Origin of the sequence: Shewanella putrefaciens (genome assembly GCF_016406325.1) — a bacterium.
In the GTDB taxonomy this organism is placed as follows: Bacteria; Pseudomonadota; Gammaproteobacteria; order Enterobacterales; family Shewanellaceae; genus Shewanella; species Shewanella putrefaciens.
Genome location: NZ_CP066370.1, coordinates 3,289,252 through 3,305,130 on the forward strand (window position 1 = coordinate 3,289,252; position 15,879 = coordinate 3,305,130).

The window sequence follows — 15,879 nt, forward strand, 5'->3', positions numbered from 1 at the left end:
AATAAAATGCACTTTGCATAACAAGGGTCGATGCTTGGACTTAACTTAGCTGTATTTAAGGTAATTATTTATGACGATACCCTCAACCAAAGCCGGCCAGATATTAGCAGACATTCGCAAACAGCTTGCAGAGCGCATTCTGATCTTAGACGGTGCCATGGGCACTATGATCCAAGGCTACAAACTGGAGGAAGAGGACTATCGCGGCGAACGCTTTAAGGATTGGCATACCGATGTTAAGGGCAATAACGACCTGTTAGTGCTCACGCAGCCTCACATTATCAAACAAATTCACACCGACTACTTAAACGCCGGTGCCGATATTATTGAGACCAACACCTTTAACGCCACGACTATCGCCATGGCCGACTACGACATGCAGTCGCTGTCAGCCGAAATTAACCGCGAAGGCGCGCGCCTCGCCCGTGAAGCCTGTGATGAAGCCTTTGCTGCCACAGGCATTCCACGCTACGTCGCCGGTGTGTTAGGCCCCACTAACCGTACGTGTTCGATTAGCCCTGATGTGAACGACCCTGGCTATCGCAACGTCAGCTTCGATGAGTTAGTGACCGCTTACAAAGAATCCACTAAGGCACTGATTGAAGGCGGCGCGGATATCATTATGGTCGAGACCATATTCGATACCTTAAACGCCAAGGCCGCGCTGTTTGCGATTGAATCCGTATTCGATGACTTATTTGGTCAGCATTCTAAAGACAGACTGCCGATCATGATCTCGGGCACCATTACCGATGCATCAGGCCGCACACTGACAGGCCAAACGACCGAAGCCTTTTACAATTCCCTTCGCCATATCAAGCCCTTGTCTATCGGTCTTAACTGCGCCCTTGGGCCAAAAGAGCTGCGCCCCTATGTGGAAGAATTGTCACGTATCAGCGAATGCTATGTGTCGGCGCACCCAAACGCGGGTCTGCCGAACGAGTTTGGCGGCTACGATGAAACCCCAGAAGATATGGCGAACGTGATCGAAGATTGGGCGCGCGAAGGCATGCTCAACATTATCGGCGGTTGCTGTGGTAGTACGCCTGAACATATTCGCGTTATTCGTCAAGCAGTTGAAAAATATGACCCTCGCGTCTTACCCGACATTCCAGTTGCCTGCCGTCTTGCGGGTTTGGAACCACTCACTATCGACGCCCAAACCCTGTTTGTGAACGTGGGCGAGCGCACCAACGTCACAGGTTCTGCCAAGTTTTTAAAGCTGATTAAAGAAGGCAAGTTCGAGCAAGCGCTTGATGTCGCCCGTGAACAGGTTGAAAGCGGCGCGCAGATCATCGATATCAATATGGACGAAGGCATGCTCGATGGCGTGGAGATCATGCACAAGTTTTTAAACTTGATTGCCTCTGAGCCGGACATCAGCCGCGTGCCGATTATGATCGACTCATCTAAGTGGGAGGTGATTGAAGCTGGCCTCAAATGTATTCAAGGCAAGGGGATTGTTAACTCGATTTCCCTTAAAGAAGGCGAAGCCAAATTTATCGAGCAAGCTACCTTAGTGAAACGCTACGGCGCGGCGGCCATTATTATGGCATTCGATGAGCAAGGCCAAGCCGATACTAAGGCGCGCAAGATTGAGATCTGTACCCGCGCCTACCGCGTGCTGGTCGATAAGGTCGGCTTTCCGCCAGAAGACATTATCTTTGACCCGAATATCTTTGCGATTGCCACGGGTATTGATGAACACGATAACTATGCTGTCGATTTTATTGATGCCATTAAAGCAATTAAAGCCACCCTGCCCCATGCGATGATTTCAGGCGGCGTGTCTAACGTGTCGTTCTCCTTCCGTGGTAACAACCCAGTGCGCGAGGCGATCCACGCGGTATTCCTGTACCACGCGATTAAAGTCGGCATGGATATGGGGATTGTGAACGCGGGTCAGTTAGCCATTTACGATGATATCGACCCCGAGCTTAAAGTGCGCGTCGAAAACGTGGTGCTTAACTTGCCCTGCCCAGTTGAAGGCTCGAGCAATACAGAGCAGTTACTTGAAATCGCAGAGAAATTCCGCGGTGATGGCGCGCAGGTGGGTAAGAAAGAAGATTTAGAATGGCGCTCTTGGCCAGTTAATCAGCGTTTAGCCCATGCGCTCGTTAAAGGCATCACCGAATTTATTGATGAAGATACCGAAGCCGCTCGCCAAGAAGCGAAACGTCCACTCGATGTGATTGAAGGCCCACTGATGGACGGCATGAACGTGGTCGGCGACTTATTTGGCTCGGGCAAGATGTTCCTGCCACAAGTCGTTAAGTCTGCGCGGGTGATGAAAAAGGCCGTGGCTTACCTCAATCCCTTTATTGAAAAGGAAAAAGTCGCAGGCCAATCGAACGGCAAGATATTGATGGTGACCGTAAAAGGTGACGTGCACGATATCGGCAAGAATATCGTCGGCGTGGTGCTCGCCTGTAACGGTTTTGAGGTATTCGATTTAGGTGTGATGGTGTCGGTGGAACGTATTCTCGACGCCGTTAAAGAGCACAATATCGATATCATCGGCATGTCGGGCCTTATCACCCCAAGCCTTGATGAGATGGTGCATAACGTGAAAACCTTCCACCGCGAAGGCTTAACTATTCCAGCAATTATCGGCGGCGCGACTTGCTCAAAAATCCATACAGCGGTGAAAATTGCGCCCCATTATCCCCATGGCGCTATCTATATTGCCGATGCGTCCCGCGCTGTGCCAATGGTCAGCAAACTGGTGAATAACGAGACACGCCAAGCCACCATTGATGAAACCTACGCCGAATACGACGATATGCGCACCAAGCGTTTATCCCAAGCCAAGCGTAAAGAGATTGTTTCACTGGAGGCCGCCCGTGAAAACCGCTGCCAACACGATTGGGCCAGTTACACCCCATTCAAACCCAATATGCTCGGTCGCCAAGTGTTTGATGATTATCCATTAGAAGATTTAGTTGAGCGTATCGACTGGACACCGTTTTTCCGCTCGTGGGAGCTGCACGGCCATTACCCTGAAATCCTCAGCGATAAAGTGGTCGGCGTTGAAGCGCAAAAGCTGTTCGCCGATGGTCAGGCCATGCTTAAAAAAATCATCGAAGAAAAGTGGCTCACGGCGAAAGCGGTTATCGGCTTATTCCCAGCCAATACCGTGAATTACGACGATATTGAGCTGTATACCGATGAGTCGCGTACCACAGTTGAAATGACCACCCATCACCTGAGGATGCAGCTTGAGCGGGTCGGTAACGATAACTTCTGCCTTGCCGACTTTGTAGCGCCAAAAGATAGCGGCGTCGCCGACTATATGGGTGGTTTTGCGGTCACTGCGGGCCATGGGATTGATGAACATGTGGCACGTTTCGAAGCCAACCACGACGACTATAACGCCATTATGCTCAAGTGTTTAGCCGACCGTTTGGCCGAAGCCTTTGCCGAACGGATGCACGAACGGGTACGTAAAGAGTTTTGGGGTTATGCGGCCGACGAGCAGTTAAGCAACGAAGCCTTAATCCGCGAGAAATACAAAGGTATACGCCCCGCACCGGGTTACCCAGCTTGCCCAGACCACACCGAAAAAGGTTTGTTATGGGACTTGCTCAAGCCCGATGAGACTATCGACTTGAATATCACCGAAAGCTACGCCATGTTCCCCACAGCGGCAGTATCGGGCTGGTATTTCGCCCACCCGAAATCCCGCTATTTTGGCGTGAGTAACATAGGCCGCGATCAAGTGGAAGATTATGCCAAGCGCAAAGGGATGAGCATTGCGGAAACAGAGAAGTGGCTGGCGCCAGTACTTGATTATGATCCCGAGTGATTGGGATCTGCAATCACCCGCAGGGCTTAAACTTTCAAACTTCGTTTGAATTAAGCGTAAAAGTCGTGGGGCTTCACCCCACACCCGACCAAGGAGGACTGCTCGTCCTATCCTCCTTGGATGCTCCCTTGCCGAACAACGTCCTTGTTTAACTGCCAGTTCGCCATCCATGGCTCTCGTTCGTAACACTGCTACGCAGCACTCACCCTAGCGAAGTTACATGCATTAGTTACCTGTCTCATACTCCAATAAAAATCGCCTAACGGCTCAGATGGCACATCCATGTGCCCCCGAGCCTGCGCCATCATCCATGATGTCGCCACGGCATTTCTATCTGCGTATTTCGACAACTTCGCAGGGGATAGGTGAACTTCTGTGAGATTAGGGTAAAATTTAAGCATTAAATAGTGCTATGTATACCCTCTATTTTACCAATTATCCATTGGCAATATCAGAAATCATTTTTTCTATTTCTTTATCGTCAGGAAAATTATCAAATGAAGTGGTACCATCACTATTAATCCACTGAACACTTTTTAAATAACTTTCATACACAACCTTACTTTTAGTATCACGATATGGATAAACATGTATATTAGTCACATGATTCATATCACCTCTAGAAAGTGATATCTGTGCAGTTTTCTCAATTTTCCTTTCAATCGTATCGTTTACACCTAATCGAATAAAGTTAGCATACACTGAATCATCCCTGTAATTTACAACAAACTCACCGGAAATTTTCTTTTCTTTATAATAACCAATTCTAGTGATTGATATAGATTCAAAAGAACTATTTATCTGTGCCTTCAACTGTTCAGATTCAAATGGAGGAATAATCATAGCTTCACTCCCAAGGTTGCCATTACGCTCCGTATAAAACTCGGGGTAATTTACAAACAAAGTCAACAATTGATTTTTCGGATCATAATCAAAAACAAACCCTATTAAAAAACGTTGATATGCAACTGCTTGCCTCCCATTATAATCTCTAATTGTTTCATATGACATACTTACACCATCAACAGAAACATCCCAATCAAGTTTAGAGTACAATCGAATATTACTATTTTTGTTTAATGTCTCTATCACACTACCAAAAGTGTCCTGGTTTTTTCTTAACGGTACATTTTTATTTAAAAAATCGCTTGAAAGCTTCCTTTTCATCTCTAATATTATTTTTGACTTTACGTCATCAACATTTAACCCTGCTATTTTAAAGTGAAATTTATTTTGTTTATTTCCTGAGAGTGGAACTAACGTTTCAGAATGCACATTATCACTAAAAGTGAAAACTCTACCAGAATCAGTTGACTCACAACCAGACAACAGTAAAAAAGCTATAAATAAAAAGCAACCAAATTTCATCACTAACAACTCCAACAATGAATAAAAATACTTAAATTATAAACCTCAAAATTTAAAGGTTAAAAACCGAAAACATAAAAGCTACTAGGCTAAACCTCACTCATTTAAGGAAAGTAATAACTCGATTAAAAAGGCCGTTCACCTCCTGTATAAAATGTTCAGAAATATGTTTACATATCGACACAATCTAACACCCAACACCCTAATTTTATTCATACAATTTCCTAAAGATAAAAATTGTGGAATCCCATTCAACACAATGATAAAAAGAGTTAACGAGGGGTATTAAAATGTGACTGAAGTTGATTAATTCGCTCTAGGATCAAATCCACTTTATTGTCGGTGTTTAAGTCATCACAGTTTTCAGCAACAACCCGTTCTATGCCAGTTTTATCAGTAAAATAGAGTTTTTCGCAGTCGCATCTCAGTTTGGCGATAAGCGGCTTTTCCGCTTTCGCTTGGCGAACCTCGGCAACCCAACAGGAATCAGCACAACCGCAGGAATGATAAATCAGCTCCTCGTCTGGAACATGCCAATCCAACTGATATTCGCCAGCTACCCCATTGCCCACACATGTCACAAGAGCAAGGAATACGAATAATAAATATCGGATCATTTTTAATCATCCAAGACTTATCTGAGTTCAGCAAAGACTAAGCATTAAATCGCCTTGTTTAATGTTTAACCCAAGAAGAATCATAACGTTACGATCAAGCCATTAACAATGGATGTTCATTTTATTCTGCGGATTTAACAATGGGTGTTCCATTAAACCCGTAACCACCGCGGCTCAATGGGACTGGAAACGCTACGCGTTGACAGTCACTCTTGAGGCGTTCGTTAGCCGCGTTTCCCAATTATGCGCTTTGCTCTTTCCAATACATGATCAAAAGTCATAATCGATAGGTTATGGTAACTACTATTAAGCACACGAAACGCCTGTTGTTGTTCTTTATTCCAGTCATTTGAGCGCCCGTAAATTAACGTACATCTTGGCTTGATAGTTTTAACGTAGCCTACCCTTTCCATAAACTTAACACTGTTAGCTTCAAGCTCAACTTCATGAATGTAACTCTGGGATTGAGTGATCGCTTTAATTAAATCGGAGCTCGGATAGTAGTTATTGTGATCAAGACCTGTAGACCAAAACTTAAGGCTACCTTCTGGTCGCTTTATTTCTACTATATCTAAGAAACCATCATAGCTTTCCATCAGAAAGTCTGAAATGTTACGGGTATCTATTGCTCGTTCATCTAGGACTTTGACAAAATCGCTACCAAGAACCCAACTATTTTTCTCAAACCAGTTTTGCCATACATTTTCAGTAAAGTCAGACTCTAAAAGATATTGAAACTCATCAAGCGCCCGAACTTTTCTAGCATGCTCTAAACCTAGCTCTAGATCTTCAGGAATAACCTCATTTACCAAAAGGAACTCAAGCATTCTCCGTTTATCCGGTAAATTCAATAACTGCTTAATTTGCTCAGCATTCGAAAGATCATACGGGTTTTCAAGTGGTAAGAAAGCTCTAGTACCTTGTTTAAAAGGTTCATAATTATTAGAGATAAACTCAAGCAAATTGTGAAACTCTTCACTATCTAGCGTTAATTCACTTTTAGGGCTATCGAGCTCAAGAGTTTCACTCTCAGTCCAATTCTTCGGTTTATTGTACCGACCAAGTTTCAAAAATACTTCATCTTCTGAAGTGTTATGCGGAATCTTCCAAAATATAGCTCTAGTCAGAACACGAGGTTTATCACGAATTATCCTAACTAATCTGTCTTTAATTTGTGCCATGACACCTCTCAATTAACTCATAGCGGCTAACGCCCGCGTAATGGACTGGTTTGAAGCGCTAGCGGAAAACCAGTCCCGATTGACGCGTTTGTTATGTTTTTACTTCGCCACATAAGCATCAAGCATTTCATAAAAGTTTTCCGAATACTCGTAAAACTCTGAATCTAGATCTCCGAGCTTATCCATCTTTGAGACTTCATCTATTTTTAAATGGTTTTGTCTTTCAAGGCGAGATTCCGGTAACTTACCATTGAAAGCCACATCTATAGCCTGTTGGAGCAATGAGGCAGTTTTAGTGGCACCTATATTATTGAGTGATTTCAGAGCAAACGCAGCATGATCCCCAGAAGAGTTCCAGAAATATTGATGGAACCCACCATTGTTTACCTCTGCTTCCAACCACCAAATCGTATATATTGCCTGTTCTTTTTCAGACAGGTTGGAAAAGCCAACAGCCTCGTACTTTTCAGAAACTGCATCATAAGATGCTGGGTATTCTTGTGCCATTACCAATCCCGATATTGCAGTAAGAATAATTAGAAGTTTTCGCATGTTCCCTCTGAAAACATAACGTTTGGTTAAGGGGCGGGCTTTAGCCCGTCCCAGAGAGCGAAGCGAACGATTTGAACCACTTGTTAGGCGTTTTTACTGAAGTTGAGAGAGGATAAATTCAGCTTCATTTTTCATTCCGATTCTAGCTAGATGTTTGGCGAAAATATGCCACGGTGGGATGTTGCTCATATAGTTACTAGGGCCTGTATACATACCACCGCCTGGGCCGGTATAAAGACCACCACCGGGCCCTGTGTATAAGCCTCCACCTGGGCCAGTATATGCGCCGCCGCCCGGGCCAGTATAAAGACCACCGCCTGGCCCCGTATATAAGCCTCCACCAGGCCCTGTATACATTCCGCCCCCAGGGCCAGAGTACATCCCGCCGCCAGGCCCAGTGTATGCACCACCACCAGGACCGGTATAAAGACCACCACCAGGACCCGTGTATAAGCCGCCACCAGGGCCAGTGTACAAGTTACGTGGCCACATATTGAACTCCATTCTCTAAGTTAATTTTCGCCTAACAGTGTATTACTCGGACTGCTAACGAAACCCAAGCCGTAAATGGCTTAACCTTCGAACAATCAGAATAAATAATTTAAATATTGCAGTAACTTAGCATCGCTTATGATGAGTTTTCAACATTTTTCATGCAGAAAAATCGAGACCTTACATACCGAGAAGCGTTTTAGAAAAGAGCCGACAAGCACATTTTTATGCCTTAACAATCGACCAATAACACCTAAGCCGAAGGAGTACACCATTCCCTCGGAGTTGCCGCAGGGCGAATAGGCAAATTGCGTGAGTCTCGCCATGGATGGCGAGCTAGCTTTCGCAGGTGCAGGGACGCATCCTTCGGAAGCGATAGCAAATTTGTCAATGAGCACAAGGGGCTTTCAACTCCGTTAGGGGCGTCTTGGCTGATGTGAAAACAATAGGCAAGGAGGATAGGACGAGCAGTCCTCCTTGGTCGACTCTTGTTTAACAATCAAGGGAGAAGCCCCACGACCTTGATTTATGGTAAAAATTTCGACTACTTTATTTCTGAAGTACCAATTCTCCTGAATCATACGCCCTATCAAATTCTGCTTTTGTATCGGCTTTGTGGTTTAGGCAGTTGACCATATGTTCATCTGACTTATAGTTTTTACAATCTTCGGGGACGATATAGTATTTGCGCCATGCTTCGGTTTTGCGTATTCGAGCGGCCTCGTTTTGCTTGGCTAGTCTGGATTTTTCTGCCGCGTTTTGTTGTAACTCTTGCTGAACCTGATACTCAGCAAGCTGGCGAGCAAGTTCCGTTTGCTTTTGTTGCATAGCAAACTCATTAATCCCTTGCGTCAGGCGGTATTCGATATAACTCAAATAACCAATTCGCACTAACAAAGTGACCAAGCCCGCTAACAAGATCCCCAACGTAATTTGTAAAACTGATTTCATCCCTAACTTCCAAAGTCCATTACTATTTTGAATTACTCATTTTTCATAGGAAAACATAAATACTACGGGATACACCAGAACTGGCATTGTTGCACCAGTGACCTTCTAAAACATGGATGTTTTAGTAGAGCCTACAGGGATGTATTCACGGCGTGTCACTGGTGTAACAGTGCAAAAGCCTGCGGCAGGCAATTAGCTGCACTGATAATTGGCAGAGATAACATTGCCAATTCGCAGCGCCAAGCAAACCAGCACTATCAAAACGCTTCAGCTTTGTCGTTCGACAAAGCTCTCCCCATGGCTACCGCACTTGGCCAACACCCATTAGCCAAGGGATTGCACTGCTCTTTTATAGATTCTAGATTCTAGAATCTATAATCTAGGCTCTAGCACCTAGTGTTAGAAACTCATCGCATATTGTTCAGGAGGCGTTTCTTGCGAAATAAAGATACATCTTCCTGATGCAAGTGAACTTAACCACGGTCACGATTAAGTTTCATCCTTGTTAAAACTTAAGATAGCGTTCTGATTAGGCCATGTCTACCACTTTCACATTACAAATTAGATAGTTAAGTGATAACTAATTTTCATCATCCCTTTACAGACCAATATCAAAGCGTATTCAGGATAAGTAGTGCAAAAACACAGAAGTAAACGCAGAAATGGCTGGTACCAACCGTTAACGATTTACACCTAAACAAAGAGATCTCAATAAGGGCTGCGCTTGACTAGCTCATCCCAGTATCATCAGCCTATTACAGAGACAAGTTGCTATTTGGTATATTGCGATTATATTGCCCCATCTGTAACACGCTGATCTATTTTGTCTATTTTTACGTACCTACGTACAGTTAAAGACCGCAATACACACTATACTAAGCAGCATGCCACCAAAAAGTGATTTTAGTACTTCGCTTTGGAAATCAATATGATCATATTTAATAAGCGCTTGAAGGAAGAGAATGAGCAGTTGAAAGAAGAATTACTTTCAATGCAACAGGTAAGGGAAAGCCTTGATAGCGAGATGTTAGCATTAACACTTGATTCAAATGGAAAAATTACCGTAATCAACGCAAACTTTACCCATGACATGTTATTCCAAAATACCTCACCCGTCGGGCGAGAATTAATCGATCTTGTGCCTCAACGAGCCAGAAGTACTAATCACTTTAAGTTAATGTGTGATGCATTAAAACGCTGTGTACATTGGGCTGGCGCCCTACAAATTACCAAAGGCGATGGCGAAGAAGCCTGGTTACGGGCAATTATACAGCCGGTGAAAAACAGTAAAGGTCAAGTTAAACATATATCTGTATATGCAAATGACCTCACCCGTACCATCAAAAACTCACAGGAACACCAAGATTTAACCCAAGCCTTACAACGCTCTACGGCTGTCATCGAATTTAATTTGGAGGGTATAGTTCTCGCGGCAAATGATAATTTTTTACAGGCCATGGGCTATAGCCAAAATCAAATTATTGGAAAACATCACAGAATGTTCTGTGAGCCTGAAGAATATAATTCTCTAGAATATAAACAGTTTTGGGAACAGCTTCGTCAAGGTAAATACGTTGCGAGCCGCTTTAAACGTCTTGATAGTTATGGTCGAGAGGTTTGGCTAGAGGCATCCTATAATCCGATTTTTGATAGTTACAAAAAACTGTATAAAGTCGTTAAATTTGCAACGGTAATCACTGAGCAAGTCAATCGAGAGCAAGCCATATCCGAAGCGGCCGATATCGCCTATGGCACCTCAAAACAAACGGATGATATGGCACAAATGGGCAGTAAAGTGCTACAAGAGACTGTCGAAGCCATGCACAAACTGACAGCGCAAATGGACACCGCAGCCCAAGGAATTGCAGCCCTAGATAAACAATCGCAAATGATTGGTGAACTGGTAAAAAGTATTAGCGGCATTGCGGATCAAACAAATCTACTCGCCCTTAATGCCGCGATTGAAGCTGCACGAGCAGGTGAACAAGGACGAGGATTTGCCGTGGTTGCCGATGAAGTACGGCAGCTCGCCTCCCGTACCAGTAAGGCAACGGAGGAAATCGTCGAGGTGGTTTCGCAAAATAAAAAGTTAACCGAAAATGCAGTTAACATGATTGAAGAAGGTAAAAAACAAGCACAACACGGCTTAGCACTTTCGACGCAATCCGGTGAAGTAATGTCAGAAATCCAAGACGGTGCTCAAAAGGTGGTAAATGCTGTAGGCCAATTTACGAATCAATTAACCAATTGATAGTAGAAAATACAGTTTAAAAAGCTGATATCCGAATATAAAAAGCCCCGCAGTGTTTAACACTGCGGGGCTTTTTTCATCGAGTGCCGCGACTCATAGCGACACGTCACTCGACGGGTTAAGTTAGCTATTCAGATCTTGGAAGAACTTTTTCACGCCATCGAAAAAGCCCTCAGCCTTTGGGCTGTGCTTCTTTGACTCACCCGTTAAGGTGGCTTCAAATTCGCGTAACAGTTCTTTTTGACGATCATTTAGGTTAACTGGCGTTTCCATCACCACTTTGCAGAGCAAATCGCCTACGGCATGGCTACGCACCGATTTAACCCCTTTACCGCGTAAACGGAACATACGGCCCGTTTGTGTTTCGGCGGGGATCTTAAGGCTCACTTTACCATCCAGTGTAGGTACTTCAATTTCACCGCCAAGGGCGGCTTTACTGAAGGATATCGGCACTTCGCAGTAGAGGTTGTTACCATCACGGACGAAAATCGCATGTTCACGCACACTCACCTGAACATATAAATCCCCCGGAGGCGCGCCAAATTCACCCGCTTCGCCTTCACCTGCTAAACGAATACGGTCGCCCGTATCGACGCCGGCAGGGATCTTAACCGATAAGGTTTTGCTCTTTTCAACACGGCCATCGCCATGACACTTAGTGCAAGGATCTTTGATGATCTTGCCGCGGCCATGACAGGTTGGGCAAGGTTGCTGCACCGTGAAAAAGCCTTGGCGCATTTGGACTTGGCCTTGACCATGGCATGTCGTACAGGTACTTGCCGATGTGCCTTTTTTCGCCCCGCTGCCATCACACAGATCGCAGGTTGCCAGTGTTGGAATACGCAGTTCTTTCGTCAGGCCTTTAACCGCTTCTTCCAGTGATAACTCTAGGTTGTAACGTAAATCTGAGCCGCGGGCCGCTTGGCGTTGACCGCCACGACGTCCACCGCCGAAAATATCGCCAAAGACATCACCGAAGATATCACCGAAATCGCCCTGCCCACCACCGTAACCACCGCCACGATTGGGATCCACACCCGCATGACCAAATTGATCATACGCCGCTTTTTTATCGGTATCGGTCAGGATTTCATAGGCTTCTTTCGCTTCTTTGAAGCTAGCCTCTGCGGCTTTATCGCCTGGGTTACGATCGGGGTGAAACTTCATGGCCAGACGTTTATAGGCCTTTTTAATTTCACGTTCGCTGGCGTCACGACCAACGCCTAATACTTCGTAATAATCTCGCTTTGACATAATCTCATGCTTCTGGGCTTAAGTTGAACGAACGGGCGTTAGGGTTTCCCCGTAACGCCCGCCTAGAATTAACTATTTAAAATCAAACATTTGAAATCAGTTATTTGAAATCAAACCTTGATTCAAACAATTACTTCTTGTCGTCTTTCACTTCTTCAAATTCAGCATCGACAACATCATCGGCAGCAGCGTTAGCCTGTTTGCCCGCATTGGTCTCTGCACCACCTTGGGCTTGAGACTTAGCTTGAGCAATTTCCATCAGCTTAGCAGACGCTTCGATTAATTCTTGGCTTGCCTTTTCAATGGCTTCTTTGTCATTGCCTTTAGTGGCAGTGTCAACAGCGGCCATTGCAGCTTGGATTTTCTCTTTATCTTCGCTTGGCAATGCATCGCCCGCTTCTTCTACTTGTTTCTTAGTCGCGTGGACTAAGCCGTCAGCTTGGTTGCGTGCTTGCACTAGCTCTTCGAACTTCTTGTCTTCATCTGCGTGCGCTTCAGCATCACGTACCATTTGCGCCACTTCTTCTTCACTTAAACCAGAAGAGGCTTTGATGGTGATGTTTTGTTTCTTGCCGGTTTTCTTGTCTGTCGCAGACACATGCAGAATACCGTCGGCGTCAATGTCGAACATCACTTCAATTTGTGGCTGGCCACGTGGTGCTGGCTCAATACCGTCTAAGTTGAACTGACCTAATGACTTGTTCGCGCTCGCTTGCTTACGCTCACCTTGCAGTACGTGAATGGTCACTGCACTTTGGTTGTCATCGGCGGTTGAGAACACTTGCTGTGCCTTAGTCGGAATAGTCGTATTTTTCTCAATCAACTTAGTCATCACGCTGCCCATGGTTTCGATACCCAGAGACAGTGGCGTCACGTCTAACAGTAATACGTCTTTCACGTCGCCTGACAATACACCCGCTTGAATCGCAGCACCTACAGCTACCGCTTCGTCAGGGTTAACGTCTTTACGAGGTTCTTTGCCGAAGAAGTTTGTCACCGCTTCTTGAACCTTAGGCATACGGGTTTGACCACCCACCAGAATCACTTCGTTAACGTCTGATACGGATAAATCTGCATCCGCCAGAGCAACTTTTAATGGCTCTAATGTGCGGAGAATCAAGTCTTCAACCAGTGATTCCAACTTAGCACGAGTGATTTTAATCACTAAATGCTTAGGACCTGTTGCGTCTGCCGTGATGTATGGCAGGTTCACTTCAGTGTGGTTGGTGCTTGAAAGTTCAATTTTTGCTTTTTCAGCCGCTTCTTTCAGACGTTGCATTGCTAATGGATCTTTACGCAGATCTAAGCCTTGCTCTTTCTTGAATTCGTCAGCTAAGTAGTTGATCAAACGGTTGTCAAAGTCTTCACCACCTAAGTGGGTATCACCGTTAGTTGCCAATACTTCAAATGTTTGGTCGCCATCGTTACTGTCGATTTCGATGATGGAGATATCGAATGTACCACCACCTAAATCGTATACCGCAACAATGTTGTCGCCTTGTTTCTTATCAATACCGTAAGCTAATGCCGCTGCTGTGGGTTCGTTGATAATACGTTTAACATCAAGACCTGCGATACGACCCGCATCTTTAGTCGCTTGACGTTGTGAATCGTTAAAGTAAGCAGGTACGGTAATAACCGCTTCTGTCACTTCTTCACCTAAAAAGTCTTCTGCGGTTTTCTTCATCTTTTTCAAGATTTCAGCAGAAACTTGTGGTGGTGCCATTTTGTTGCCACGCGATTCAACCCAAGCATCACCGTTGTCGGCTTGGATGATTTTGAATGGCATAATGTTCACATCACGTTGAACTTCGTCATCTTTAAAACGACGACCAATCAAACGCTTAATCGCGAAGAATGTGTTAGTCGGGTTAGTCACTGCTTGACGTTTTGCAGGCGAACCGACAATGGTTTCATCGTCTGTATAAGCGATGATTGACGGTGTTGTGCGATCGCCTTCAGCATTTTCTAACACACGCGCTTTGCCACCATCGAGGACAGCTACACAAGAGTTTGTTGTGCCTAAGTCGATACCAATAATTTTACCCATGAGGTCCTCCGAAAAATTTCATTCAATCTAAATTTGTTTAGTTGGTTTTGATATGGGGCCGGACGCATTGTTTATCAAGTCCATTGTTGGCCGCCTTCTCTGCCTTAACACCTATATTGGGACAGGGAATTTAATTACAAGGGCCGATAAAAAAATTTTCTTACTTTATCTTTTCCATATACTGAGATGGATAAAATATTTCACCCACAAAAATACGCTTGCTTATCCACCATAGCTGTTATTCAATCTGCCCACATTTGGCAGATGTTTATCTAAATAAGGTAGCAGAGTGAAGTCTTCGAATTTAGCGTATGTGTACGGCATGGCCGCGGTCTTCCTCTGGTCCACAGTGGCCACGGCTTTTAAAATAGCCTTAAGCTATTACAGTCCGCTGCAACTGGTGTTTGTTGCCGTACTCACTTCGATTATTGCCCTTACCAGTATCTTGGCTTGGCAAAAAAAGCTCTCTTTACTTAAGCAACAATTTTTACGCAGACCCATGTTTTATCTGGTAACAGGGCTAATCAATCCCTTCCTCTACTATGTTGTGCTATTTAAGGCGTATTCTTTACTGCCCGCGCAGCAAGCTTTATCACTTAACTACACTTGGGCGGTATTACTGCCGTTACTTGCCGCGCCTTTGCTAAAGCAACATTTGCGTAAAAGCGACATTGCGGCAGCGCTGATTGCCTACACTGGTGTGTTTATTATTGCCACCGGCGGCGATATCAGCGGCTTTAGCTTTGATAGCCCGCTGGGGATCGGCCTTGCGCTGACCAGCACGCTACTCTGGTGCCTATATTGGATCGTCAACACTAAAGATCAAGGTGATCCCGTGGTGAGTTTATTACTCAGTTTTCTCATCGGCTTACCTTTTATTGCCATGACCTTAGTGTTAACAGATGCGCTACCCAGTTTTAGTCTTAAGGCGATATTTGCTGGTATGTATGTGGGATTGTTCGAGATGGGCATTACCTTCGTGCTCTGGTTAATGGCGCTGAAAACTGCCACTCGCACCGCGAACATCAGCACTATGGTGTTTTTATCCCCGGTGATGTCGATTGGATTTATTGCCTGGATTTTACAAGAAACCATTGCAATGACGACCTATCTTGGCCTTGCTTTTATTTTGTCAGGGATGATGTTACAGCAACTTTTACCCCGTTATACCGAGCGTAAATGTAGTGGAAAACCTGAAGAGGTCACGCCAAAGATAATGGAGTAATTTACCGCCATTATCTAAATCGATTATTGGCGCATGATGACGCCACTTTTTATATCACTCCGATATAAAAATGCGTTGGCTAACATTTTTATCTTACGTTAAAGGCTAATATCCCAGTTTTGTGAAGGAGTAT

11 protein-coding genes are annotated in these 15,879 nt (G+C 44.7%); 3 read left to right on the forward strand and 8 right to left on the reverse strand.

The window, feature by feature from the left end; genetic code table 11:
- Positions 1-70: 70 nt before the first annotated feature.
- The gene (gene metH / locus JEZ96_RS14765; RefSeq protein ID WP_025007632.1) at positions 71-3,805 is read left to right on the forward strand and encodes a methionine synthase; all 3,735 of its coding nucleotides are present in this window, start codon (positions 71-73) and stop codon (positions 3,803-3,805) included.
- Positions 3,806-4,240: 435 nt separating this feature from the next.
- Here the strand turns inward: metH and JEZ96_RS14770 are convergent, their stop codons facing one another.
- From JEZ96_RS14770 to JEZ96_RS14795, 6 genes are all read right to left on the reverse strand, one after another.
- Complete coding sequence (locus JEZ96_RS14770; protein ID WP_128090262.1) at positions 4,241-5,176, reverse strand: hypothetical protein; 936 nt, start codon at positions 5,174-5,176, stop codon at positions 4,241-4,243.
- Positions 5,177-5,445: 269 nt separating this feature from the next.
- Positions 5,446-5,790 (reverse strand): hypothetical protein, encoded by a 345-nt coding sequence (locus JEZ96_RS14775; protein ID WP_128090261.1) that lies wholly within the window; start codon positions 5,788-5,790, stop codon positions 5,446-5,448.
- A gap of 224 nt (positions 5,791-6,014) precedes the next feature.
- Positions 6,015-6,971, reverse strand: a complete 957-nt coding sequence (locus JEZ96_RS14780) for a Shedu immune nuclease family protein (RefSeq protein WP_014611165.1) — start codon at positions 6,969-6,971, stop codon at positions 6,015-6,017.
- A gap of 99 nt (positions 6,972-7,070) precedes the next feature.
- Entirely contained in the window at positions 7,071-7,478 is a 408-nt protein-coding gene (locus tag JEZ96_RS14785; protein WP_014611166.1) for a DMP19 family protein, read from the reverse strand.
- A 138-nt stretch (positions 7,479-7,616) separates the two neighbouring features.
- A complete protein-coding gene (locus tag JEZ96_RS14790) occupies positions 7,617-8,015 on the reverse strand; it encodes a hypothetical protein (RefSeq protein WP_025007627.1) in 399 nt (132 codons plus the stop codon).
- Positions 8,016-8,564: 549 nt separating this feature from the next.
- Positions 8,565-8,966, reverse strand: a complete 402-nt coding sequence (locus JEZ96_RS14795; RefSeq protein WP_025007626.1) for a hypothetical protein — start codon at positions 8,964-8,966, stop codon at positions 8,565-8,567.
- 928 nt (positions 8,967-9,894) lie between these two features.
- Here JEZ96_RS14795 and JEZ96_RS19670 point away from each other — a divergent pair.
- On the forward strand, positions 9,895-11,217 hold the full coding sequence (locus JEZ96_RS19670) for a methyl-accepting chemotaxis protein (RefSeq protein WP_011788354.1): 1,323 nt from the start codon (positions 9,895-9,897) through the stop codon (positions 11,215-11,217).
- Between the two features lie 123 nt (positions 11,218-11,340).
- Here JEZ96_RS19670 and dnaJ read toward each other — a convergent pair whose 3' ends face one another.
- A complete protein-coding gene (gene dnaJ, locus JEZ96_RS14805; protein WP_011919843.1) occupies positions 11,341-12,471 on the reverse strand; it encodes a molecular chaperone DnaJ in 1,131 nt (376 codons plus the stop codon).
- A gap of 130 nt (positions 12,472-12,601) precedes the next feature.
- Positions 12,602-14,521, reverse strand: coding sequence for a molecular chaperone DnaK (gene dnaK, locus JEZ96_RS14810; RefSeq protein ID WP_011788352.1), 1,920 nt, complete (start codon positions 14,519-14,521; stop codon positions 12,602-12,604).
- Positions 14,522-14,810: 289 nt separating this feature from the next.
- Here dnaK and JEZ96_RS14815 point away from each other — a divergent pair, with 289 nt between their 5' ends.
- Positions 14,811-15,746, forward strand: a complete 936-nt coding sequence (locus JEZ96_RS14815) for a DMT family transporter (protein ID WP_025007624.1) — start codon at positions 14,811-14,813, stop codon at positions 15,744-15,746.
- Positions 15,747-15,879 lie beyond the last annotated feature (133 nt).

What these genes read in the sequence shown, in the direction of transcription:
- dnaJ (WP_011919843.1), bottom strand. Translation starts at nt 12,471, where the DNA reads ATGTCAAAGCGAGATTATTACGAAGTATTAGGCGTTGGTCGTGACGCC.
- dnaK (WP_011788352.1), bottom strand. Translation starts at nt 14,521, where the DNA reads ATGGGTAAAATTATTGGTATCGACTTAGGCACAACAAACTCTTGTGTA.
- JEZ96_RS19670 (WP_011788354.1), top strand. Translation starts at nt 9,895, where the DNA reads ATGATCATATTTAATAAGCGCTTGAAGGAAGAGAATGAGCAGTTGAAA.
- JEZ96_RS14780 (WP_014611165.1), bottom strand. Translation starts at nt 6,971, where the DNA reads ATGGCACAAATTAAAGACAGATTAGTTAGGATAATTCGTGATAAACCT.
- JEZ96_RS14785 (WP_014611166.1), bottom strand. Translation starts at nt 7,478, where the DNA reads ATGGCACAAGAATACCCAGCATCTTATGATGCAGTTTCTGAAAAGTAC.
- JEZ96_RS14790 (WP_025007627.1), bottom strand. Translation starts at nt 8,015, where the DNA reads ATGTGGCCACGTAACTTGTACACTGGCCCTGGTGGCGGCTTATACACG.
- JEZ96_RS14795 (WP_025007626.1), bottom strand. Translation starts at nt 8,966, where the DNA reads ATGAAATCAGTTTTACAAATTACGTTGGGGATCTTGTTAGCGGGCTTG.
- JEZ96_RS14775 (WP_128090261.1), bottom strand. Translation starts at nt 5,790, where the DNA reads ATGATCCGATATTTATTATTCGTATTCCTTGCTCTTGTGACATGTGTG.
- metH (WP_025007632.1), top strand. Translation starts at nt 71, where the DNA reads ATGACGATACCCTCAACCAAAGCCGGCCAGATATTAGCAGACATTCGC.